This window comes from Glutamicibacter protophormiae (assembly GCF_016894325.1).
Taxonomy (GTDB): Bacteria; Actinomycetota; Actinomycetes; order Actinomycetales; family Micrococcaceae; genus Glutamicibacter; species Glutamicibacter protophormiae.
On sequence record NZ_CP069806.1, the window covers coordinates 2085658 to 2107566 of the forward strand.

Genomic DNA, 21909 nt, shown 5'->3' on the forward strand with positions numbered 1-21909 from the left:
AAGACCTCACCGAGGTGAGGTCTTTTTCTGGAGGGGATGACGAGAATCGAACTCGCGTCATTAGTTTGGAAGACTAAGGCTTTACCATTAAGCTACATCCCCATTCCGAAGCTGCATCGCTTCGAACAAGTTCTAGTCTAGACCATGAAACTTGGGCATTGCAAATCGGGAAACCACTATCCGACTTGGGATCCATTCACTAGCACCGAGTTCGGTGCAGACGAGACAGAACACGCCGGAAATCCGAATTTGATCCGATAATTCCGAATTCCCGGCGCTTAAGAATCCTAATTGCCGCCGCGCTTGCGCGGCAGGCGCTGGCATTTAGGGCACCAATACAACTTCCTTGCGGCGACCTCCGCGAGCGAGATCTTTGCGTTGCATTTCCGGCACCCCATCCCCTGGCGCTGGTAAACGTAGTAGGCATTGTCCGGCCACAGCAATCCCTCGGGATCGCGGTCTTCGGGATGCGTCGTGATGATTCTTCCGTCACGCACCCCGTCTTCCATGGTCTCCACGATGTCGTTCCACAGTTTTCTGGCGGTGCGTGTCGAAAGCTCATTGGCAGGAAGGTCGGGAGAAATCCGATTGCGGAACAGCGCCTCGGCGCGGTAGATATTTCCCACGCCGCTGATGAGTTGCTGGTTCATCAGCACGATGCCGATCGGCGATTTGGTGCGCAGCAGGTTGGCGCGGAACAGCGTGTAGGCCTCATCCAGCCGGGCGTCCGCCTCGGCGGGATCCGCCTGCCCCTTGGCGGCCCGGAACCTGACGGCCGCGCCGACCAGCGGGTCCGGCCCAAGCTTGGCCAGCTGGATCTGCACCTGTTCGTGGTCCAGCACCTCGCAGGCAGTCGGGCCGCGCAGATCGGCCCAGCCATGCTCGGAGACGATGCGGGCACGCACCGCGCCCACCGGGGCTGGTGGACCGGCATACTCCCCCGCCTCCTGCGGCGCAGAAGTTTCGCGTTCACCGATCTTCCGCGGGGCGCCGATGGATGACGCGCCGGTGAAGTAGCTGTCTCCACCGAAGCTGAAGGCGCCGTATAGCCCCAGATGCACCCGCAGGTACAGATCGTTGGAGAAAAGGCAGAATAGCTGCTTGCCCTTGGCGAATGCATACTCCAGCCGGCACCCGTCGATGCGCTGCGCGTCCACCGCGAAGCGGCCCTGCGGGGAAGAAACGTTGACCGTCTGGCCGCCGAAAACGTCGTCGAATTGGCGGGCCAGGCGGTGAAGGGAATGTCCTTCGGGCACGGTTAGTCGATGACCTCGCCGGTGGTTTCATAGGTCGCGATCTTGCCGATGCGGCGAACGTGGCGTTCGGCTTCGCTGAACGGCTCGGCCAGGAAAGCCTCGATCAGTTCGGCGGCTTCCTCCACGGTGTGCTGGCGGCCGCCCACGGCGATCACGTTGGCGTTGTTGTGCTCGCGGGCCAGCTTGGCGGTGTCCAGGTTCCATGCCAGTGCGGCACGGATGCCCTCGACCTTGTTGGCGGCGATCTGCTCGCCGTTGCCAGAGCCGCCCAGGACGATGCCCAGCGCGTCGACGCCGGCACGCTGGTCTGCCACAACGGCCTTGGCCGCGTTGATGCAGAATGCCGGGTAGTCGTCTTCCGCGTCATAGGCCTTCGGTCCATGGTTGACCATCTCGTAGCCCTTGGCGGTCAGGTGCTTGACCAAGTAGTCGCTGAGTTCAAGACCGGCATGGTCGGTGGCGATATGCACGCGCATCGTGTGGAGCCTCATTCATTGGGGACGGTTGTTGCTGTCGCTTCTAGCTTAGCGACCAACGCGCGCACCATGGGCATTGCGTCACCCGCCGGGCAATAGTATGAAGTCGGGACGCGATTCGGACCGGCGAAATTCGTGACGCGAAAAAAATACGCGAAATATAAGGATTCTCCCGGCCGGGGGTTGCCATGGTGGCGGTGGCGGGTGCCACAATAGGAATAGATATTCAATATCCATTTCAGAACTTCGGGTGAGGTGACGCCTCACGAGGAATTGGAGACCCCCATGCCAGGAATGAACCTCACGCGCGCCGAGGCCGCCGAACGCGCCAGTTTGATCAATGTCGAGTCCTATGAGGTGAATCTCGACCTGACCCGCGGCGAGCGCGTGTTCACCTCGCAGACCACCGTGCGATTCACCGCGACCCCGGGAGCCGCGAGCTTCATCGACGCCGTGACCGACACGGTGCGCTCGGTGAAGCTGAACGGCATCGAGCTGGATCCCGCCGAGGTGTCCGACGGCATCCGGATCCAGCTGCCGAACTTGGCCGCCGAGAATGTCCTGGTGATCGACGCCGATGCGCTGTACATGAACACCGGCGAAGGCCTGCACCGCTTCGTGGACCCGGTGGACCAGGAGGTCTACCTCTACACCCAGTTCGAGGTCGCCGACTGCCGCCGCATGTTCGCCGTCTTCGAGCAGCCGGACATGAAGGCCACCTTCCAGTTCTCGGTGACGGCGCCGAAATATTGGAACGTCGTCTCCAACGCCCCCACCCCGCAGCCGACGGAAGACGGCGAGTCCGCCACCTGGGATTTCGCGCCAACCCAGCGCATCTCCTGCTACATCACCGCGTTGATCGCCGGCCCCTACCAGGTGGCCCGCGACTCGCTGGTCTCCTCCAGCGGGCGCACCGTGGAGCTGGGAGTGTTCGCCCGCGCCTCGCTGATGCAGTACCTGGATGTCGAGAACATCGTGACCATCACCCGCCAGGGCTTCGAGTTCTACGAGAAGAACTTCGGCACCCCGTACCCGTTTGAGAAGTACGACCAGTTGTTCGTGCCGGAATTCAATGCCGGGGCCATGGAGAACGCAGGTGCGGTGACCTTCCTGGAAGAGTACGTCTTCCGCTCCCGGCCCACCGGCGCCATGGTGGAGCGACGCGCCATCACCATCCTGCACGAGCTGGCCCATATGTGGTTCGGCGACCTGGTCACCATGAAGTGGTGGAACGACCTCTGGCTGAATGAGTCCTTCGCGGAGTTCATGTCCACCCTGGCCGCGGCGCAGAACACGGAGTTCACCAGCGCCTGGACGACCTTCAATACGCTGGAGAAGAACTGGGCCTACCGCCAGGACCAGCTGCCTTCCACCCACCCGATCGTCGCCCCGATCAACGACCTGGAGGACGTCGAGGTCAATTTCGACGGCATCACCTACGCCAAGGGCGCCTCGGTGCTCCGCCAGCTGGTGGCTTTCGTCGGCCAGGAAGAATTCATGGCCGGGGTCCGCGAATACTTCACCAAGCATGCCTGGGGCAATACCGAGCTGCCCGACCTGCTGCGCGAACTGGAAGCGGCCAGCGGCCGCGACCTGAGCCACTGGGGCGAGTCCTGGCTGGAAACCGCCGGCGTGAACACCCTGACCGCGCAGATTTCCGAGGACGAGCACGGCGCCATCACCGCCTTCGGCATCCGCCAGAGCGCCGCCGCGGACTACCCGACCCTGCGACAGCACCGCTTGGCCGTGGGCTTCTACTCGCTGGATGCCGACGGCAAGCTGCAGCGTGTGCACCGCGAGGAGCTGGACATCGACGGCGAGTTCACCGAGGTGCCGGCGCTGGTCGGCCTGCAGCGCCCGGACCTGGTGCTGCTGAACGACGACGATCTGACCTACACCAAGATCCGCCTGGACGAGCGTTCGCTGGCCACCGCCACCGAGCATCTGAAGGACTTCGCGCAGTCCCTGCCCCGCACGCTGGTCTGGTCCGCGGCCTGGGACGCGGTCCGCGAGGCTGAGTCCCCGGCGCGCACCTATGTCCAGCTGCTGCTGAACAACATCGGGCACGAGGTCGACTCGACCGTGATCATGGTGCTGCTGCGCCAGCTGAACACCTCGCTGGATTCCTTCGTGGCCGCCGAGCACAGCAAGGAGCTGGGTGTCCACGCCGCCGACCGGCTGTGGGAGCTGGTTTCGGAAGCCGACGCCGGATCCGACGCGCAGCTGCAGTTCACCAAGGCTTTCGCCCACCGCTCGCGCACGGACGCGCAGCTGGATACCGTGCAGTCGCTGTTCGACGGCTCCACCGTGCTCGACGGGCTTGCCGTGGACACCGATTTGCGCTGGGCCCTGGCCATCGCTCTGTCCGCCGGCGGCCGCATGGACGACGCCGCGCTGGACGCGGTGCTTGCCGACGACGACACCGCCAAGGGCAAGGCCTTTTGGCACACCGCCCGCGCCGCGCGCCCTACGGCCGAAGCCAAGGCCGCCGCGTTCGCCGCGGCGACCAGCGCAAACCTGTCCAACGACCAGCAGAGCGCGGTCATCGCCGGCTTCAACACCACTCATGACTCCGAACTGCTCTCCGGCTATTCGGAGCGGTACTTCGGCCTGCTGGTCAACACGTGGGAGTCCTTCTCCCACGAAATGGCCAAGCAGATCGTACTGGGCTTCTACCCGGGCTCGAACGTCTCCGAGCAGACGTTGGAGGCCACCGACGGCTTCCTGTCCTCGCTCGGCGAGAAGCATCCGGCCATGCGCCGGCTGCTGGTGGAGTCCAAGGCGGACGTGGTGCGCGCCTTGGCCGCCCGCGCGGCTGACGCGCAGGCCTAATAAGCCTGACCGGCAGCGAACCCGTGGTGTGCCACGCGCCGTGTGCGTGATGGCACACCACTGTTCGTTTAAAGGGTGGGAGAATAGGGTCATGGACCTCTCGCAGCACCAATACCGGGTGGGCATCGACTGGACCGGGAACCGCGGCGCCGGAACCCAGGGATACCGCAGCTATGGCCGCGACCACATTGTCCGGGCGCCGGGCCTGCCCGATCTTCCCGGCACCGCCGACCCGACATTCCACGGCGACAAGGACCGGTGGAATCCGGAGCAGCTGCTGCTGGCGGCGCTGGCTCAGTGCCATATGCTCTCCTACCTGCATGTGGCGGTGACGCACGGAGTTGTTGTCACGGGCTACAGCGATGAATCCACGGGAACTCTGCGCCTGAACCGCGACAACAGCGGCGAGTTCACGCAGGTGGTGCTGCATCCCCGGGTGGAGCTCGCCGACGAGTCCCAGCGGGAATTGGCCGATTCGCTGCACCGCGAGGCCAACAAGGTCTGCTTCATCGCACGATCCGTGAATTTCCCGGTCCTGCATGAGCCAGTCCCCTTCCAACCGACAGATACCCAAGGATCTAGCCAATGAGCGAACCACAGTTTCTTCCGCAGGCCGTCCGGCGCGACCCCATGAGCAACCCCTTGGTGATGGGAAAATCATCGCAGGAATTCCTCGACTTGGCGCAGGAGCCGGTCGATGCATCGCAGTACGCCGGAACGTTCTACGAGGAGGTCGGCGGCCGGCCGGTGTTCTCCCAGCTGACCAAGAACTTCTACGCCTCCGTGGCCGAGGATGAAGATTTCCGACGGATGTACCCGGAGGAAGACCTGCATCCGGCCCAGGTGCGCCTGCAATTGTTCCTTGAACAGTACTGGGGCGGGCCCACAACCTTCTCCGAGCACCGCGGCCATCCGCGCCTTCGCATGCGCCACCACAACTACCCGATCAACTCGCATTACCGCGATGTCTGGCTGGGGCACATGAACAAGGCCATCGACCAGCTGGAGCTTCCGATGCTCCAAGCCGAGACGCTGCGCGACTACTTCGATCGCGCGGCGCACTCGCTGCAGAACACCCCGGACACCATGTAACCTGCCGCAGAACATGGATGGGCTGGAACTCCCCCGGGAGTTCCAGCCCATCTTTCGTTTAGTGCCTGGTGCAGCCGGTTAGCCCAGCAGCGACGACCGGCGCAGCACCACGTGCCCGCGCCCGTTGCTGATCCGCACCCAGCCCCCGTTGCGGAAGATCCGGCTTTCACCGCCAAGTACGAGGAAGCCCAGGGCCTGCATCGCGAAGGCCGCTCCCATGGGCAGCTCGTGCTCGCTGGCAAGAATCGGCGATGACCAGATCCGCTGGCGGATCTGAGCCACCACGGGCTTTCCGGGAGTCTCAGGCAAGGCCTTGGCCACGGCATCAATGCCCGTTTGGGCCGCGGTGCGCAGCGCGTCATCGGCGATGGTTCCGCTGTCGGTCCACCCCGAGACCGGCACCGAGATCCCGGCCCATCGAGGGTTCTCTTCAACCGGTGGAAGCGAGAACTCGACCGAGCCGTCCGCCATGCGGGCCAGACGGTCCTGCATCGATGCCAGGGAGTAGCTGCGGGTCAGTTCCGCCGGCTGGGCCAGCCGGTGCACCCGCATGGCCAGGATGGTGTATTCCCCCTGGCCCAGGTCCGCCGGTACCAGCACCGGGACGTAGACTGCCAGGGCGGTACCCCGTGCCATGAGCAGCGCCGCATCGTCTTCCACGGTTTTGGCCCGGCTGATGAAGTTCGCCAGATCCGTGACGGAGGTATTGTCGTCAAAAACTAAAGCGCTGCTTGCCATGCATTCATCGTCTCACGACTCAGGTTCTGCCATTCCCTGCTTCCGCTAATGGCGTCATGAACTGCCTTGAAACGTATAGTTGGACGATGAGACTGTGAATAGAAGACGTCATGTTACTTAGGGGTACACGGCGTTGCCCTTCGTTCACATCATGGACCTGAAGGAGTCGAGAACGTGTCCGAAGAACTAGGCACAACACAAATGCTGCTGGATCTGCTCAATTTGGATGGCGATGACCATGCGCGAACCGATGAGGATATCTTCGTAGGCCACACCCCGTCGCACACCTTCGGGCGTGTCTTTGGCGGCCAGGTGCTGGCCCAGTCCGTCGTCGCGGCAACGCGCACGGTTGAACCAAGCCGCGCCGTGCATTCCCTCCATGGCTATTTCCTGCGACCCGGAGATCCCAGCCAGAACATCACTTTCGGCGTCCAGCGCCTGCGCGACGGACGATCCTTTTCGGCCCGGCGCGTGCACGCCTACCAGAACGGCGAGCCGATCCTGTCGATGATCACCTCGTTCCAGGAACCGGCGCAGGGCATCGAGCACCATGATCCGCTGCCGATCTCGGCTCCGGACCCCGAGACGCTGCCGACCACGGCCGAGCTCATCGGGCACATCGACCACCCCGTCGCGCGGGAGTGGGCTTATCAAAGACCATTCGATGTCCGGCATGTCACCGACGCCATCTATCTTCCGCACAAGTTCGAAAAGTCCCCCGAGGCCGTTGTCTGGTTGCGCACCACGGCCAAGCTTCCCGACGACCCGGCGCTGCATCGTGCCGCCTTGGCCTACGCCAGCGACTACATGCTGCTGGAACCGGTGCTACGAGCCCACGGCAAGACCTGGGTCCACCCTGGTTTGAGCGTCGCGAGCCTGGACCATGCCATGTGGTGGCACCGGGACTTCCGCGCCGATGAATGGCTGCTGTACGTGCTGCATTCGCCCTCGGCTTCATCGGCCCGCGGTCTGGGGACCGGACAGTTCTACGACCGCGAGGGAACCCTGGTGGCAACGGTGGCGCAGGAAGGCATGGTCAGGCTGCCGGAAGACTCCCTGTAGCCGGCACGGCCGCGGGCAGGGTCAGGTCGCGCGCAAGTCTTCGTCATCTGCGGCTTCCAGGCGGCGTGCACCAGAGCCTTCGCGGGCCAGCGCGTCCTCCGGGTTCAGCAAGGTACAGGCCTGCATGGAAAGGCATCCGCAGCCGATGCAGCCCATCAAACGGTCTTCGAGTTCCTCGATGGCCCTTCGGCGCGCTTCCAGAACCCGTTTCCATTCGGCCGTTGCCCGCAGCCAGTCGGCTTCGGAGGGCATGGTGTTCATTGGCACCGGCTCCAGCGCGCGCTTGATGTCGTTCAGCGGAATACCCAACTTGCTGCCCACCGTAATCAGCGAGATCCTGCGCAGCATGTGCCGCGGATACCGGCGCTGATTACCCGCCGATCGAAGCGACGCAATGAGTCCGACGTCTTCGTAATAGTGCAGGGCCGAGCGGGCAACCCCGGTTCGCTCGCTCACCGTGCCGATGCTCAGCAGTTCCTGCCCCGGCATCTTGTGCGACAGCTCGTCGCCACCATTTGTGTCCATGATCACCACACTCCTGCTTGACCTCAAGTTTACTTGAAGTCTTAGTGTTGGGCGTAGAGATGATTTAGATTCAGGGTTGGCAACGGCCCTGACCAACACCGGGCCGCCCTCGTCAGCCCGGCAGAAGGATCAGTGAATATGTCGACTTTATCCGATGATTTCCGGACCGCTTTCCGTCATCATCCCGCCGGCGTCGCGCTCATCACCGCAACGGTCGACGGCATTCCCTATGGCCTGACGGTGTCATCGCTGGCATCGCTGTCCATTGAGCCGGTAGCGGTGTCCTTTTCCCTGACCAAGGAATCCGGAGCAGCAGGGGCAGTATTGTCCGCGTCGAGCTTCATGATCCACTTGTTGGGCGAAGACCATGACGAATTGGCGACGAACTTCGCACAGCCCGGGGCCCCTCGCTTCACGCAGGAACAGGGATTCCAGTTCCTGCCCTCTGGCGAACCGTACTTTCCACACGCGCCGGTAGCTCTTCGCGCGAGCTTGCACTCCTCGATTAGCGTCGGCGGTTCACGGCTTATCGCCGCCGAAGTCCATGAAATCCTGCACGGCACCCATCAGCAGCACCTGCTCCACCAAGACCGCCAATACGTCCGGCTGTCAGGCCTCCTGGCCCCCGCGCCGAACAACTAGGCGGCCAGAAGATACTTCGCCAGGGAACGAAAAAGCCGCCACATTCGTGGCGGCTTTTTCCATACCCGAAACCCTTAGTCGCGAGTCAAGCGACGGTGGGTAACGCGGTGCGGCTTCGCTGCATCCGCGCCCAAGCGCTCGATCTTGTTGGCTTCGTAGGACTCGAAGTTGCCCTCGAACCAGTACCAGTTCGATGGGTTCTCTTCCGTGCCCTCGTAGGCCAGGATGTGGGTAGCCACGCGGTCCAGGAACCAACGGTCGTGGGATACGACCACTGCACAGCCCGGGAACTCCAGGAGTGCGTTTTCCAGCGAGGACAGCGTTTCAACGTCAAGGTCGTTGGTAGGCTCATCAAGCAGCAACAGGTTGCCGCCCTGCTTGAGGGTCAGTGCCAAGTTCAGGCGGTTGCGCTCACCACCGGAGAGCACACCTGCCTTCTTCTGCTGATCTGGACCCTTGAAACCGAAGGCTGAAACATAGGCGCGCGACGGCATTTCAACCTGGCCAACCTGAATGTAGTCCAGGCCATCCGAAACAACTTCCCACAGGCTCTTGTTCGGATCGATGTTTTCGCGGTTCTGGTCAACGTAGGAGATCTTGACGGTATCGCCGATCTTCAGGTCGCCGTCGTCCAGCTGCTCCATGCCGACGATGGTCTTGAACAAGGTCGACTTACCGACACCGTTCGGACCGATGACACCAACGATGCCGTTGCGCGGCAACGAGAACGACAGCCCGTCGATGAGGACGCGGTCGCCAAAGCCCTTCTTCAGGTTCTTGGCCTCGATAACCAGCTGGCCCAGGCGCGGGCCTGGTGGGATCTGGATTTCTTCGAAGTCAAGCTTGCGTGTGCGCTCGGCTTCTGCTGCCATCTCCTCGTAGCGTGCAAGACGGGCCTTGGATTTGGTCTGGCGTCCCTTGGCGTTGGAGCGAACCCATTCGAGTTCCTCCGCCAGGCGCTTTGCCAGCTTCTGGTCCTTCTTGCCCTGGACTTCCATGCGTTCGCGCTTCTTCTCCAGGTAGGTGGAGTAGTTGCCTTCGTATGGGTGCAGACGACCGCGGTCGACTTCACAGATCCACTCGGCGACGTGATCGAGGAAGTAACGATCGTGGGTCACGGCCAGGACGGCGCCTGGGTAGGCCGACAGGTGCTGCTCGAGCCACAGGACCGACTCGGCGTCCAAGTGGTTAGTAGGCTCATCGAGCAGCAGCAGGTCCGGCTTCTGCAGAAGCAACTTGCACAGTGCGACACGACGACGCTCACCACCGGAGAGGTGGGTCACCATTTCATCGCCTGGCGGGCAGCGCAACGCGTCCATAGCCTGCTCGAGCTGGTTGTCGATGTCCCAAGCGTCGGCAGCGTCAATCGCTTCCTGCAGCTTGCCCATCTCTTCCAGCAAGGAGTCGAAGTCGGCGCCGTCCTTGGCCATTTCTTCGGAGATTTCGTTGAAGCGCTGGATCTTTTCGTAGATCTCACCAACGCCTTCCTGGACGTTGCCCAGGACGGTCTTTTCTTCGTTCAGCGGTGGCTCCTGCAGGAGGATGCCGACCGAGTAACCCGGTGAGAGTCGAGCCTCACCGTTCGACGGGGTATCAATGCCCGCCATGATCTTCAGGATTGTTGACTTACCAGCACCGTTAGGGCCCACGACACCAATTTTGGCGCCCGGATAGAACGACATGCTGACATCGTCAAGAATGACTTTGTCACCAACGGCCTTGCGAGCCTTGGTCATCGTATAAATGAATTCCGCCATAACCTTAAGGCTAGTCTGTCGCAGGCTCCAAAACCCAATCCATTCGGCAGAATCTTCCTCTCACGGTGCCCGGATTCACAAAGCTCACCCGGGCACCGAGGGTTTCGCCGGATTCACGCAGCGTCGGTCTCCTCGCTGGCCCACATATTTTCACTCCCGGTTTCACCCGGAGCGCGAGGGGCGTCGACAGCCGACGAGTGAGTGATGCGATCGCCGTCGCCGTTTTCACTACGAACCTTTGTAAATTGGGAAATACCGTACCGGAGGTCATGCCCCAGCGAATAGGCCTCAAGGTCAGCGCTCATGCCCCGGGTGCCATCGGGACGGTCGAATTGCCGAATCTGCAACTTTCCGAAGATCACCAAATGGTCTCCTTGAGCGATCGACTCCATCGCGTTTTCCGCCAGGGCCCGAAAGGCCGAGACAGAGAACCAGCTCGTCGCGCCGTCAACCCACTGCCCGGTCTCTCCATCACGCTTGCGTTCATGGGTCGCAACACGGAACTTGAGCACCGCTAGACCCTTGGGGGTAATACTCAGCTGCGGCTCCGTACCGACAATCCCCCGGATGGTCATCAGATCAGCCATGGCGTGTTCTCCTTTGAACGTGGTACCGGCGAATGCCGGCTTCCACACCATGGTCGGCCCTATTCCACTCTTTCAAGAACGCACCGAACGAACTGTGGATACTTCCGGTTTTTCCTGTTCACGGAAGACTCGTGCGAACAGCATGACCGTCATGAGGGCCGCTGGAAGAATCCATCCTGACCAACCGAGGATGGAAGCTTTTTGAGTATCGAGCATCGTCCCCATCACCATGAACAGCGACACGAGACCCGCGCTGGCATTAAAAATCGCATGGGCGAAGGCCGCGGGCCAGACCGATTGGGAAAAGGAACGCAGCCAGGCAAAGAATGCGCCCACCACAATGCACATGCCGCACATGGACATCACGCCCCACGGCCCGCCGGCCAGAGGGTAGTTGTAACCCAGAAGAATCAGTGGCGCATGCCAAAGCCCCCACACGACTCCGGAAATAAGGATGGCAGGCAACTGGCCCAACGGTTGCAGTCGAGGCCACAACCAGCCTCGCCAACCCACCTCTTCACCTAGAGCAGGGAGAAGGTTTACAAGTCCGGCAACAAGAATCAAACCACCTTGATCAACAAGGTAACGTCCAACACCGGCCTCGCCTGAAACGATTTTCAAGATCGTGAAGTTCTGCAGATCCCCGGGAAAGACACCGATCCAGGACCCCACGAACACTGCCTGGATAATCAGAAACACCGGAATCAGTATCCCGAGGAGCATTGCTGTGATGAAGCGCCAGGGCCGATGCACTGGCCACATGCCAACGTCCGCGAAAAATCGTCCGAGCGTCCCTTCGAGCGCCGCCACGACAACAGCTGCAATACTCGGAGTTATCATCATTGCCAGCGCGATCCATGTGAATGACGGATGGCCCAGTCCCGGGCCGAGCCACAACGGCATGGCTACGATCCACGCGAGAAGCATGCTCAAGAGACAGAACAACACAGTTCCTCGTAGCCCGCCGATTTTCCATCGTTGCACGTTAACCTCGCCTAATCAGCAACTGTAATCTCACCGCTGGCTCCAGCCTATCCGCTTCGAATCGCGTTCCAAGCGAACCATAGGCTAAACTATTTTGGGTTCAGCCTCCGTAGCTCAGCTGGATAGAGCAAGAGCCTTCTAATCTCTAGGTCGTGGGTTCGAATCCCGCCGGGGGCGCAAGATGCAGAACCGCCGTTTACTTGATTCCAAGTGAACGGCGGTTCTGTTCAAGGTTGTGAAACAACCGACCAAGGCTGGCGGCCTTTGCGGGCGGATCCTTTAGAGGCCTAAGTACGAGTCGATGAGGATGAAGCAGGGCAAGAGTGCATCCTGCGGATCGCAGCTTTCTACGGATCTAAATGACCTCCGCACCTATGGCCCGGCCGGCTTGGCGGCCGGTGAAAAGGCACCCGCCGAGAAAAGTTCCCTCGAGAGCGTTGTATCCGTGCATGCCGCCGCCACCGAAACCCGCGGCTTCCCCAACGGCGTACAGTCCGTCCAGAACACTGCCTTCCGGAGACAGCACACGTCCCGAAAGATCAGTTTGCAATCCGCCGAGTGACTTGCGGGTCAGCACGTGCAGCTTCACGGCGATCAGCGGCCCGGCGGCCGGGTCGAGGATCCGATGTGGCGCGACAACTCGCATGAGCCTGTCACCCAGATACCGGCGTGCATTTCGGATGCTTTGCACCTGGGCGTCCTTGCTGAAGGCGTTTTCCACTTGGAGATCTCGTGATTCTATTTGCTGGCGCAGGCGGTCCGCGTCCAGCATTGCTTCCGGCGCAATCGCATTCATTTTCGCGACCAGGCCTTCAAGCCTTTCGGATGTCACGAAATCCGCCCCGTACTCAAGGAACGCCGTGACAGGCGCCGGGGCGCCCTTGCCGAAAATCCGGTCCGCCACCACAGCCCGGCGGTCATGGTTGGTGAGGTCAGGATTCTGCTCGGAGCCTGAGAGTGCGAATTCTTTCTCGATGATCCTTTGATTCAGGACAAACCACGAGTGATCAAATGCAGACGCGCTTGCATCGGTTCTCAAGTGACGGAGGGTACCGATGGTGTCGTGCCCGGGTAGTCCAGGCACAGGCAGGCGGTTGCCATTCGCGTCGAACCACATTGGGGTGGGACCAGGGAGTATCCGGATGCCATGCATTGGCCAAATCGGGTCCCAGTTCCTGATTCCTTCGGTGTAATGCCACATACGATCGCGATTCACCACGCTTGCCCCTGCGGCTTCACCCAGCTCCAATCCGCTGCCGTCAACGTAGGCGGGCACCCCGGCGATCATGTGGGCCGGCGCGCTGCCAAGACGTTTCGGCCAGAATTTCCTGACCAATTCGTGATTGCCGCCGATCCCTCCCGTAGCCACGACCACAGCCTGCGATTGGATCTCGAACTCTCCGTCCACGCACCGGGATGACTTGACTCCGCGGGCACTTGCATCCGGTTCCAGGATGCTGCCGCGAACACCGGTGACCACCCCGTCGACCACCAACAGTTCGGTCACGCGATGCCTGAAGCGGAGGTCTGCCTTGCCATCCCGTTGCGCTTGAAGAATTTTCTCCGCGAACGGACCGCTGACTCCGGTGCCAGTCCCCCATGAAATGTGGAAGCGTGGAACGGAGTTCCCATGGCGCCCGGAAGCGCCGCTGCCCCGTTCAGCCCAGCCCACAACTGGAGTCAGCTCAATGCCCTGTTCACGAATCCACGAGCGTTTTTCCCCTGCGGCGAATTCGACATAGGCCTTCGCCCACTTTACAGCCCAAAAGTCTTGGTCTTCCAAGCGGTCAAACTGCGCACTGTCTTGCCAGTCGCTCCACGCAAGCTCAAAGGAATCCTTGACGCGGAGACGTCGCTGCTCTGGCGAGTCGACAAGAAAGAGCCCGCCGAATGACCAGTACGCCTGCCCACCGAGGTTATTCGAGCTTTCCTGGTCCAGGATGGTTACGTGCCGGCCGGCGTCTACGGCTTCGGCCGCCGCAACCAGTCCCGATAGTCCCCCGCCGATGATCACCACATCGGTTTTCAGTGCCTTGGCGCCCACTACCGCATCCCCGCCTCGCTGGAAGATCTTCAGATATTGCTCAGAGCCTACGTGGCATCCGCCGATCGCACCAGACTTGCATTAGTTTGACTAGGACATTAAATGGCGAGCCTGAACGCCTAATCCCAACCGGACGAATCACGCCAAGACCGATACATAATCTGATTCTGTGAATGGCATACGAACGAGCGCAACACCGGCACTGAAAAGCCAGTAGAGCGGGGCGCCACGCATGGAAACTAACACAGAATGAGATAAACTTTTAAGCAGTTTCACATCGAAGGGCGAAAGGGTAGATGACACAGGCCACCAGCACAGCTTCTCGGAGAGTTCTTACCGAGCGAGATAGTATTAATCTCATTTTTCTCGCTGCTGGCATCTCCTTTGCGTCGTGGGCTGGACGCTTGTCCGTCATCGATGAAGTCTTCGATTTTTCAGGCCTGACGTTCGGCTCCTTCCTCCTGTGCATGACCGCGGGAACCCTATTGGGAATTTCGATCATTCCGGCTATTAGCCGTAGATTCGATACTCGAAAACTACTCTTTTATTTCCCAATTCTTCTCGCCGCGTGTCTCGTCGGCCTTGGGATATCTATTTCAGTTACACGATCACCGGTAACTGCATTTATCATTCTTTTCATTAACGGCATATTTTTCGGATGCCTGGACATTATGATGAATGTCAGCGGCGCTCGCGTTGAAAGGCATCGCGGGCGAAGCCTCATGCCGATATTCCATGGATTCTTCAGCCTCGGAACGCTGCTCGGCGCGGGTCTCGCGACGGCAACTATTACCCTGCGGATGCTGACCATCTGGCATTTCGCGATGGTGGCCGCCCTGCTGGTACTCATCGCTTTCCTGGCGCAGCTTGGACTGGCCGGATGGGAGAAGGAAAACTACGGCACTCGTTCCAAGCCGGCGGGCAGGAGCAAGGCCGCCTCGAACCAAAAGTTGGGCCTGTTGCTCTTGCTCGGGCTCATGGTGGCGGGCCTGAGCTTCGCCGAAGGCGCGGCCAATGACTGGATTGCATTGGCTACCGTCAGCGGCCATGACTTGCCCCATCACACGGGTGCGCTCATGTTCACCCTTTTCGTGGCAGCAATGACAGCGGGCCGGTTTGCCGGCGGCAAGATCGTGGACAACCTTGGACCGCGGCGTACGCTGCTGCTCATGGGTTCGATCGGGCTGGTCGGTATTTGCATGTTCCTCGTCGGCCACGGCCCAATCATCCTGGGAATCGCCTCGGTCATGTGGGGTTTGGGAAGTTCACTGGGCTTCCCGGTGGGAATGACCATCGCTGCATCGCAGGGCAGCAGGCTGGGCCCCAACGCAGTGAGCATTATCAGCGCCTTTGGATACGGCGCGATGCTATCCGGTCCCCCGCTGATCGGGTTCGCAGTCGATCACACCGGTCTGCCGCAAGCGTTGTGGATCGCCTTTGCCGTCATGCTGATGTCCTTGCTGTTGTCACCACGCGTAACGCGAATACCCGCGAAGATCGAGGGCATCGACTAGACCGGCAGGACCGCCCTGCCCTTGATGTTTCGCATGACGATAGTGCTGGTCAGCTTTTCAACCGCGGGCAAGTTCACCAGCACCTCGTCATAGACACGCTGGTAATGCGGCAGATCCTTGGCGAAAACGCGAAGCAGGAAGTCGGGTTCTCCAAACAGGCGTTGCGCCTCGACGATGAGTTCCTCCGCTTCTACTGCAGTTTCAAATTCCTTCAGATGCGACCGGTCCCTGAGCGTGACGAAGACCAGCGCCTCGAAGCCGAGCCCGACCTGCTGCGGGTCGACCACGGCTTGATACCCGGTGATCACCCCGGACCTCTCCAGCTCCCGCATCCGCCGGTGACATGGCGCTACCGACAGTCCCACCCGGGCGGCAACAGCAGTGGCACTCATTCGCCCGTCCAACTGCAGTTCAGCGATAATGGCACGATCCAATTTATCCATAGCTCGATACTACTGCACAAAAATCTTGCTCTAGTTCGTGACTTTGCTAATTTATATTGCGCTCAAATTGCATCTGGGCAAAGATTCGGCAAGCACATTTCCTGTTTTTTCTCCTAACGTTGTTCCCAGATCATCGGATACGTACTGGAGGAACAATGGAAATCAGTCAGCTGACGGGTTTTTTGCTGGTTTCAATTACCCTTGCCTGCACCCCTGGCGCCGACTGGGCCTACATTATTTCCTCCGCGTTGGGAAAGACCAGCTACCGTCCAGCCGTCTGGGGACTGCTCTCCGGCTACCTGTTCCACACCGCACTGCTGGTCTGCGGCATGGCCGCGTTGGTGGCAAGCTCCCCCAATCTCTTGATGGGCCTGACCATGGCCGGTTCGCTCTATTTGCTCTGGCTCGGAATCTCGACGCTGCGCAGCTGGAAGAAGGCCAAATTCTATGACGGCGCAGGCACTGCCGGGCTGCAGGAAGTCGCCGACGAACCTGAGCCGGAAGCACCACGCGCGTCGATGTCGGTATCCGTGCTGCAGAAGGCGCCAGCCGAGGTGAAGACCGCCAACCCATGGCGCGCCCCGTTCCTCAAGGGGGTGCTCACGAGCGGCACCAATCCCAAGGCCCTGCTCCTTTATGTGGCGCTCATCCCCCAGTTCCTGGATAGTGCGCAGCCCATGCCAGTGACCTTGCAGACGGCCGCGCTGGGTATCGGCCATTTCCTGGTTTCGATCGCTGTTTACTTTTCGGTGGCGAAGGCCGCGCGGGTCCTGCTGCGCTCCCGGCCGGTGGCCGCGCGCACGGTAACCTTCTGCTCGGGAATCATCATGATCGGGCTCGCCCTGGGCCTGATCTATGAGCAGTTCTTCGTCGTATAGCGACTTTCTTGAACAGTGATCAAGAAAATTGAACGGTGATCAAGTATCCTCTTAATTGTGGCCGACTAAGCCATGAACTAAGAGCATGACTGATCGAACTGCAACCAGCAGAACTCATCGGCCTTGCATGAGTGACCTGCTGGAGCATTGTGAAACTACCTCGGATTCGACTTGAGAACGTGACGGTCCGCTACGACGACCGTGACGTGCTGACCAATCTCACGCTTTCACTCGACGAGCAGCGCATCGGTATCATCGGTGCCAACGGGGCGGGAAAGAGCACCCTGTCAAGGTTGCTGAATGGTTTGGTCCTGCCCACCTCGGGCACCGTCCACGTTGGCGACTTCACCACCGCCAAGCACTCAAAGCAGATCCGGCGCGATGTGGGATTCGTTTTCCAGAACCCTGCCAACCAGATCATCATGCCGCTGGTCGCCGAAGACATTGCCTTCGGCTTGAAGAACCTCGGTCTCGGCAAGCAGGAACGCCAGTTCCGCGTCGCCGAAACCCTGGCGCAGCTGAACATCATGCACCTTGCCGAACGTGAAAGCCATACCCTCTCGGGCGGGGAGCAGCAAATGGTCGCGCTGGCCGCAGTGATCGCGATGCAGCCGCGAACCATAGTCTTCGACGAGCCGACAACCATGCTGGACCTGAAGAACCGGCTGGCGTTCCAACGCGAAATCGCACGGCTGGACCAGCGGGCGATCGTGGTCACCCATGATCTGGAGATCCTGGAAGACTTCGACCGGGTCCTGGTGGTCACCGACGGCGGCATCCGTTTCGACGGCGCACCGGACCAGGCCATCGCGCACTACCGCCAATGGAGCCACGCATGATCGCGGCGAAGAACACTTCCTGGCTCGCAGGCATCCCGGCCGGCTGGAAATTCGGAACGCTGCTGGCGGTCAGCATCAGCTTGTACCTGATTTCCTCGTGGCAAGTCCTGCTTGCGCTGCTAATTCTCAGCGCGGCGACGCTTGCCTCGGCCCGCGTGGATTTCAAGCAGCTGCGCATGCCGCTGCTGACACTTGTGGCCATCCTGGGTGTGGTCCTGATCCTGTTGGGCGTCCAGACGGGCTGGCTCAACGCGGCCATCTCCGTGCTGCGCCTGCTCACCATGTGCCTGTTCGCCTATTCGGTCAGCCTGACCACGAGCTTCGACGCCATGCTGGAGCTGTTCCAGAACGTCGCTTCTCCCCTGCGCGTCGTCGGCGCCAATCCTGCGCAGATCGCGTTGGCCCTGTCCATGGCCATCCGGTTCATTCCGGAGCTCAAACGCGTCTACCTCGAGGTCCGCGAAGCGCAGCACGCTCGCGGGCTGGGCAACAATCCGCTGGCGGTCAGCGTCCCGCTGGTCATTCGATCGTTGAAAATTGCGGACGAAACCGCCGAAGCGCTCGACGCCCGCGGCTATGATTCCGCACCGGCACCGCGCAACCAGCGCTAGCCGCCGCACCCCACCTTCCTTCATCACGTTTTCACCACCTTTCTAGGAGAATCCATGTCCACCACGACCGCACCATCACAGACACGCAATACCGTGTACGTTGCAGTTTTCGCAGCGATGATCGCCGCAATGGGCCTGGTGCCGCCCATCACCCTCGGTGTCATCCCGGTGCCGATCACGCTGCAGACCCTGGGTGTCATGCTGGCCGGCGCCATGCTCGGGCCATGGCGCGGCGCCCTGGCGTCGCTGATCGTCGTCGTGCTGTCGGTGGCCGGACTGCCGCTGCTGGCCGGGGGCCGCGGCGGGCTGGGAGTGCTCCTCGGCCCGACCGGAGGCTACCTTGTCGGCTGGTTCTTCGGTTCGCTCGTGATCGGCGCGCTCTTCAAGTACTGGGTCATCCGCCTGCAGTCCAAGCCCCTGCAGCTCGTCGCCGGCCTGGTTTCCACCATCCTCGGCGGCATCGTGGTCATCTACCTGTTCGGCGTCCCGTGGACCGCGGTCGTCACCGGCCTCGACCTGAAGACCTCGTTGGTCGGCTCGTTCGCGTTCCTGCCCGGCGACCTGCTCAAGGCGGTCGTGGCAACCCTCGTCGCCCTGACCGTCCATCGCAGCTACCGCGGCCTGCTGAAATAATCTCGTGGATCTCTCGCTTGCCGTAGAGCATTGGGCTCGAAGCACGCCGGACCGGATCGCAGTGGCCTCCGCCGTGGAGGAACTGACCTTCGGCCAGCTGATGCTTCGAGCCCAAACTCTATCCGAGGCCCTTCGCCAGCACCCAGGCCAGCGCGTGGGAATCTACGCCCTGGATCCGCTGACCATGGCCGTGGGATTCCATGCAGCAGTCCTGGCCGGCAAGCCGCTGGTGGTCCTCGACCCGGCGTGGCCGCCGGCGCAGCTCACGGCGACGGCGCGGCGGCTCGGAGCCGCCGGGGTCATCGTCCATCCCGACCAGGCGGGTTCGCTGCGGGATCTGGCCTTCACCCCCTATCCGGTGCCAGCTGACGCCGCCGGCCGGCTGCGCCCGGTCCGGCCGTCCGATCCGGACCGCGAACTGCTGGTTATCTGCACCTCAGGATCCAGCGGCGAGCCCAAGGCGATCGTTCGCAGCCAGGCCTCGTGGCAGGAGTCCCTGGCTTCAGGCGCCGAGATCCTCGGCGCGGCTCCCGCGGCGGTGACCTTGTGCCCCGGTCCGATATCCCATGGGCTCGGACTCTACGCGCTGGTCGAATCGCTGCACACCGGCGGAACACTGCTGGCCAGCGGGCGCTGGAACGCGGATGCCGTGTGCGCCATGCTCTCCAGGCACGCCTGCACCCGCATCGTTTCGGTGCCGACGATCATCCAGCGCCTGCTCGACACCGCGGATGACTGCGCCTTCTCCTCACTGGCCACGGTGGTCAGCGGGGGTGAACCGCTTCCGGCCCCCACGGTGAACAAAATTTTTGTTCAGACCCCCGCCACTGCTTGCACCGAATACTACGGCAGCTCGGAACACAGCCTGATCGCCTACCGCCGGCGCGGGCCGGGCGAAGGACCCGCCGGCAACTTCATCGGCACGCCGTTCCCCGGAGTGCGATTGCACATCCACAGTGAGGGGCGGTCCCCGTTCAACGGCTTGATCTTCGTCGACAGCCCGTTCAACGCCAGCGGCTACGATTCTTCCGGAAGCGCAGCCATCGAGCGGTGCGGAACCTCCACCAGCGTCGGAGACCTCGGCAGATTGCTCGACGATGGCCGCCTGGAACTGCAGGGGCGCGGCGGCGCGATGCTGAACCTGAACGGCAACAACGTGCATCCCGGAGAAATCATGCAGGCCTTCGCACGGCTCGGGCTGGCAGATGTACGGGTCCTCATGGTTGAGCGCGACGGGAGCAAGACGCTGCTGGCCTATACCTGCGGAGATCCGCGGCAGGGACGGGAGCTCGGCGGCCGGCTGCGCGAGCTGCTCCCAAGCTACAAGATCCCGCACGAACTGGTATTTTTGGAACGCTGGCCGATGACTTCCAGCGGAAAGATCGCCGACTCCGAACTTCCTGGTACCGGCGTTCCCCAGCTAGCAAAGGTTTTCCTGAGATGAATAACGCCTACATAGTCGGCGCCGCCCGCACGCCCATTGTCCGGGCCGGCAAGGAGTTCACCCGGATCACCGCCGACCGGCTGCTCGGGTCCGTGATCGATGCACTGCTGCAGCGCGCAGGGATTGACCCGCACAGCGTGGACCATGTTTTTGCGGGGAACGCCGCCGGCCCGGGCGGCAACATCGCCCGCGTTGCTGCCCTCGCCTCGGAATTGCCGCACACCGTCCCGGCCACCAGCGTGGATGCGCAGTGCGCCAGCGGGCTGGAGGCCATCGCAGCGGCGGCACGCATGATCCGCTGCGGCGAAGCAGACCTCGTCATTGCCGGAGGCGTCGAATCCGCGAGCACCGCCCCCTGGCGGGTGGAGAAGCAGACCGATCCCATGATGCAGCCGCGGCTCTATTCCCGGGCGCGCTTCACGCCGACGCCCGATCCGGACCCGGACATGGGGGTCGCGGCGGAAAACATCGCGGTGCGCTACGGCATCAGCCGCGAACGGCAGGACCAGTTCGCGCTGGGCAGCCACCATAAAGCCCTGCAGGCCAAGGAAGCCGGAGCGTTCGACGACGAGCTGGTGGATATTTCCACCGCCGGCGGCCTGGTCGCGGCCGACACCTGTCCACGCCCGGGGCTGACACCACGAAAACTCGCAGCGCTCAAGCCCGCCTTCGTTCCGGGCGGAAGCGTCACCGCGGGCAACGCCTGCCCGATCAACGACGGTGCCGCCGCGGTGGTCCTGGCCAGCGAGAGGATGCTCCAACGGCTGGGGCCGGATTTCGCCTTGCGTTATCTCGGTGCGGCTTCCGGGGCGAGCGATCCTGAAATTCTGGGCATGGCGGCGACACCCGCCTACCGGAACCTGGTCCGCCTGCTCGGCGAGGATCCCGCGCGCAGCGACGCGCTGATTGAATTCAATGAAGCGTTCGCAGTGCAGGCGCTGGCCTGCCTGGACGAATTGGGCATTGGCGAACACCGGGTGAACCGCCAAGGCGGAGCCTTGGCCCTCGGGCATCCCTACGGGGCCAGCGGAGCTGTCCTGGTCACTCGCTTATTCTGGCAGGCCCAGCAGGCCCGCATGCCGGGCCAGCGCGCCGTCGCGTTGATGGCCGCCGCAGGGGGCACGGGAAGCGCAGTCGCCTTCGAATCGATGCCCCGCAACCAGGATTAGAGGTTGAAGCCCAGCGCGCGCATCTGGTCGCGGCCGTCTTCGGTGATGTGCTCGGGGCTCCATGGCGGCATCCAGACCCAGTTCAGCCGGTAGGACTCGACGAGGCTCTCCAAGGCGTTTTCCACCTGGTCCTCGATGACCGGGGTCAGCGGGCAGGCCGCGCTGGTCAGCGTGATGTCGATCTCCAGGGCGCCGTCCTCGGCGAAGCGCAACCCGTACACGAGCCCCAGGTCGACGATGTTCACGCCGAGTTCCGGGTCGATGACATCCCGCAGGGCTTCTTCGATGTCCTCGATGGGCTTGGCAACCAGCGTTGCGGCCGCGTGCGTCGTTTCTGTCACGATTCTCTCCCCTGTTGCACTGTGAGTGAGGTATCCCTAACT

General features: G+C 61.9%; 22 protein-coding genes and 2 tRNA genes. 13 read left to right on the top strand and 11 right to left on the bottom strand.

Going from position 1 to position 21909, the window contains the following annotated elements; all coding sequences use genetic code 11:
• Positions 1-28 precede the first annotated feature (28 nt).
• From JQN66_RS09705 to JQN66_RS09715, 3 genes are all read right to left on the bottom strand, one after another.
• Positions 29-102 (bottom strand) — tRNA-Gly (locus tag JQN66_RS09705).
• Positions 103-287: 185 nt separating this feature from the next.
• A complete protein-coding gene (locus tag JQN66_RS09710; RefSeq protein WP_204674624.1) occupies positions 288-1256 on the bottom strand; it encodes an Fpg/Nei family DNA glycosylase in 969 nt (322 codons plus the stop codon).
• A 2-nt stretch (positions 1257-1258) separates the two neighbouring features.
• A complete protein-coding gene (locus JQN66_RS09715) occupies positions 1259-1732 on the bottom strand; it encodes a ribose-5-phosphate isomerase (RefSeq protein WP_188946867.1) in 474 nt (157 codons plus the stop codon).
• Between the two features lie 285 nt (positions 1733-2017).
• On the opposite strand from JQN66_RS09715, the gene pepN reads away from it, so the two are divergent.
• The 3 genes from pepN (at position 2018) to JQN66_RS09730 (ending at position 5656) form a co-directional block, all read left to right on the top strand.
• A complete protein-coding gene (pepN, locus tag JQN66_RS09720) occupies positions 2018-4564 on the top strand; it encodes an aminopeptidase N (protein ID WP_204674626.1) in 2547 nt (848 codons plus the stop codon).
• A 91-nt stretch (positions 4565-4655) separates the two neighbouring features.
• Positions 4656-5153, top strand: coding sequence for an OsmC family protein (locus JQN66_RS09725; RefSeq protein ID WP_188946865.1), 498 nt, complete (start codon positions 4656-4658; stop codon positions 5151-5153).
• Positions 5150-5656, top strand: a complete 507-nt coding sequence (locus JQN66_RS09730; protein WP_229777220.1) for a globin — start codon at positions 5150-5152, stop codon at positions 5654-5656. Before JQN66_RS09725 ends, JQN66_RS09730 begins: the two co-directional genes overlap by 4 nt.
• 78 nt (positions 5657-5734) lie before the next feature.
• Here JQN66_RS09730 and JQN66_RS09735 read toward each other — a convergent pair whose 3' ends face one another.
• Positions 5735-6394, bottom strand: coding sequence for a DUF8185 domain-containing protein (locus tag JQN66_RS09735; RefSeq protein WP_204674628.1), 660 nt, complete (start codon positions 6392-6394; stop codon positions 5735-5737).
• A 174-nt stretch (positions 6395-6568) separates the two neighbouring features.
• Between JQN66_RS09735 and JQN66_RS09740 the strand changes: the two genes are divergently transcribed.
• The gene (locus JQN66_RS09740; RefSeq protein WP_239463978.1) at positions 6569-7456 is read left to right on the top strand and encodes an acyl-CoA thioesterase; all 888 of its coding nucleotides are present in this window, start codon (positions 6569-6571) and stop codon (positions 7454-7456) included.
• Positions 7457-7477: 21 nt separating this feature from the next.
• Here the strand turns inward: JQN66_RS09740 and soxR are convergent, their stop codons facing one another.
• The gene (gene soxR, locus JQN66_RS09745; RefSeq protein ID WP_188946863.1) at positions 7478-7981 is read right to left on the bottom strand and encodes a redox-sensitive transcriptional activator SoxR; all 504 of its coding nucleotides are present in this window, start codon (positions 7979-7981) and stop codon (positions 7478-7480) included.
• A gap of 138 nt (positions 7982-8119) precedes the next feature.
• Between soxR and JQN66_RS09750 the strand changes: the two genes are divergently transcribed.
• The gene (locus tag JQN66_RS09750) at positions 8120-8623 is read left to right on the top strand and encodes a flavin reductase family protein (protein ID WP_204674630.1); all 504 of its coding nucleotides are present in this window, start codon (positions 8120-8122) and stop codon (positions 8621-8623) included.
• 74 nt (positions 8624-8697) lie between these two features.
• Here JQN66_RS09750 and ettA read toward each other — a convergent pair whose 3' ends face one another.
• The 3 genes from ettA to JQN66_RS09765 all read right to left on the bottom strand — a co-directional run bounded on the left by ettA (position 8698) and on the right by JQN66_RS09765 (position 11870).
• Entirely contained in the window at positions 8698-10380 is a 1683-nt protein-coding gene (gene ettA / locus JQN66_RS09755) for an energy-dependent translational throttle protein EttA (RefSeq protein WP_204674632.1), read from the bottom strand.
• A gap of 113 nt (positions 10381-10493) precedes the next feature.
• Entirely contained in the window at positions 10494-10967 is a 474-nt protein-coding gene (locus tag JQN66_RS09760; protein ID WP_204674634.1) for a single-stranded DNA-binding protein, read from the bottom strand.
• A gap of 72 nt (positions 10968-11039) precedes the next feature.
• Positions 11040-11870, bottom strand: coding sequence for a CPBP family intramembrane glutamic endopeptidase (locus tag JQN66_RS09765; protein WP_204674636.1), 831 nt, complete (start codon positions 11868-11870; stop codon positions 11040-11042).
• 184 nt (positions 11871-12054) lie between these two features.
• On the opposite strand from JQN66_RS09765, the gene JQN66_RS09770 reads away from it, so the two are divergent.
• Positions 12055-12128: transfer RNA gene (locus tag JQN66_RS09770), tRNA-Arg, on the top strand.
• Positions 12129-12306: 178 nt separating this feature from the next.
• Here the strand turns inward: JQN66_RS09770 and JQN66_RS09775 are convergent.
• Entirely contained in the window at positions 12307-13995 is a 1689-nt protein-coding gene (locus JQN66_RS09775) for an FAD-binding dehydrogenase (protein ID WP_420870923.1), read from the bottom strand.
• 296 nt (positions 13996-14291) lie between these two features.
• Between JQN66_RS09775 and JQN66_RS09780 the strand changes: the two genes are divergently transcribed.
• A complete protein-coding gene (locus tag JQN66_RS09780) occupies positions 14292-15509 on the top strand; it encodes an MFS transporter (protein ID WP_204674638.1) in 1218 nt (405 codons plus the stop codon).
• Here JQN66_RS09780 and JQN66_RS09785 read toward each other — a convergent pair.
• A complete protein-coding gene (locus JQN66_RS09785) occupies positions 15506-15952 on the bottom strand; it encodes an Lrp/AsnC family transcriptional regulator (RefSeq protein ID WP_188946858.1) in 447 nt (148 codons plus the stop codon). The two genes, JQN66_RS09780 and JQN66_RS09785, sit on opposite strands and share 4 nt — an antisense overlap.
• A gap of 155 nt (positions 15953-16107) precedes the next feature.
• Between JQN66_RS09785 and JQN66_RS09790 the strand changes: the two genes are divergently transcribed.
• From JQN66_RS09790 to JQN66_RS09815, 6 genes are all read left to right on the top strand, one after another.
• The gene (locus tag JQN66_RS09790) at positions 16108-16830 is read left to right on the top strand and encodes a LysE family translocator (RefSeq protein WP_204674640.1); all 723 of its coding nucleotides are present in this window, start codon (positions 16108-16110) and stop codon (positions 16828-16830) included.
• Between the two features lie 149 nt (positions 16831-16979).
• The gene (locus tag JQN66_RS09795) at positions 16980-17669 is read left to right on the top strand and encodes an energy-coupling factor ABC transporter ATP-binding protein (protein WP_204674642.1); all 690 of its coding nucleotides are present in this window, start codon (positions 16980-16982) and stop codon (positions 17667-17669) included.
• Positions 17666-18280: an energy-coupling factor transporter transmembrane component T family protein gene (locus JQN66_RS09800; protein WP_204674644.1), complete on the top strand. Its 615-nt coding sequence runs from the start codon at positions 17666-17668 to the stop codon at positions 18278-18280. The genes JQN66_RS09795 and JQN66_RS09800 overlap by 4 nt, the downstream gene beginning before the upstream one ends.
• A gap of 54 nt (positions 18281-18334) precedes the next feature.
• The gene (locus JQN66_RS09805) at positions 18335-18913 is read left to right on the top strand and encodes a biotin transporter BioY (protein WP_188946854.1); all 579 of its coding nucleotides are present in this window, start codon (positions 18335-18337) and stop codon (positions 18911-18913) included.
• Positions 18914-18917: 4 nt separating this feature from the next.
• Positions 18918-20357, top strand: a complete 1440-nt coding sequence (locus JQN66_RS09810) for a class I adenylate-forming enzyme family protein (protein WP_204674646.1) — start codon at positions 18918-18920, stop codon at positions 20355-20357.
• Positions 20354-21526: a thiolase family protein gene (locus JQN66_RS09815; RefSeq protein WP_204674648.1), complete on the top strand. Its 1173-nt coding sequence runs from the start codon at positions 20354-20356 to the stop codon at positions 21524-21526. Before JQN66_RS09810 ends, JQN66_RS09815 begins: the two co-directional genes overlap by 4 nt.
• Here JQN66_RS09815 and JQN66_RS09820 read toward each other — a convergent pair.
• A complete protein-coding gene (locus JQN66_RS09820; RefSeq protein ID WP_204674650.1) occupies positions 21523-21867 on the bottom strand; it encodes a metal-sulfur cluster assembly factor in 345 nt (114 codons plus the stop codon). The two genes, JQN66_RS09815 and JQN66_RS09820, sit on opposite strands and share 4 nt — an antisense overlap.
• Between the last annotated feature and the right edge of the window lie 42 nt (positions 21868-21909).

What these genes read in the sequence shown, in the direction of transcription:
- JQN66_RS09735 (WP_204674628.1), bottom strand. Translation starts at nt 6,394, where the DNA reads ATGGCAAGCAGCGCTTTAGTTTTTGACGACAATACCTCCGTCACGGAT.
- JQN66_RS09760 (WP_204674634.1), bottom strand. Translation starts at nt 10,967, where the DNA reads ATGGCTGATCTGATGACCATCCGGGGGATTGTCGGTACGGAGCCGCAG.
- JQN66_RS09805 (WP_188946854.1), top strand. Translation starts at nt 18,335, where the DNA reads ATGTCCACCACGACCGCACCATCACAGACACGCAATACCGTGTACGTT.
- soxR (WP_188946863.1), bottom strand. Translation starts at nt 7,981, where the DNA reads ATGGACACAAATGGTGGCGACGAGCTGTCGCACAAGATGCCGGGGCAG.
- JQN66_RS09780 (WP_204674638.1), top strand. Translation starts at nt 14,292, where the DNA reads ATGACACAGGCCACCAGCACAGCTTCTCGGAGAGTTCTTACCGAGCGA.
- JQN66_RS09800 (WP_204674644.1), top strand. Translation starts at nt 17,666, where the DNA reads ATGATCGCGGCGAAGAACACTTCCTGGCTCGCAGGCATCCCGGCCGGC.
- pepN (WP_204674626.1), top strand. Translation starts at nt 2,018, where the DNA reads ATGCCAGGAATGAACCTCACGCGCGCCGAGGCCGCCGAACGCGCCAGT.
- JQN66_RS09815 (WP_204674648.1), top strand. Translation starts at nt 20,354, where the DNA reads ATGAATAACGCCTACATAGTCGGCGCCGCCCGCACGCCCATTGTCCGG.
- ettA (WP_204674632.1), bottom strand. Translation starts at nt 10,380, where the DNA reads ATGGCGGAATTCATTTATACGATGACCAAGGCTCGCAAGGCCGTTGGT.
- JQN66_RS09715 (WP_188946867.1), bottom strand. Translation starts at nt 1,732, where the DNA reads ATGCGCGTGCATATCGCCACCGACCATGCCGGTCTTGAACTCAGCGAC.
- JQN66_RS09765 (WP_204674636.1), bottom strand. Translation starts at nt 11,870, where the DNA reads ATGCCGTTGTGGCTCGGCCCGGGACTGGGCCATCCGTCATTCACATGG.
- JQN66_RS09750 (WP_204674630.1), top strand. Translation starts at nt 8,120, where the DNA reads ATGTCGACTTTATCCGATGATTTCCGGACCGCTTTCCGTCATCATCCC.
- JQN66_RS09725 (WP_188946865.1), top strand. Translation starts at nt 4,656, where the DNA reads ATGGACCTCTCGCAGCACCAATACCGGGTGGGCATCGACTGGACCGGG.
- JQN66_RS09730 (WP_229777220.1), top strand. Translation starts at nt 5,150, where the DNA reads ATGAGCGAACCACAGTTTCTTCCGCAGGCCGTCCGGCGCGACCCCATG.
- JQN66_RS09790 (WP_204674640.1), top strand. Translation starts at nt 16,108, where the DNA reads ATGGAAATCAGTCAGCTGACGGGTTTTTTGCTGGTTTCAATTACCCTT.
- JQN66_RS09785 (WP_188946858.1), bottom strand. Translation starts at nt 15,952, where the DNA reads ATGGATAAATTGGATCGTGCCATTATCGCTGAACTGCAGTTGGACGGG.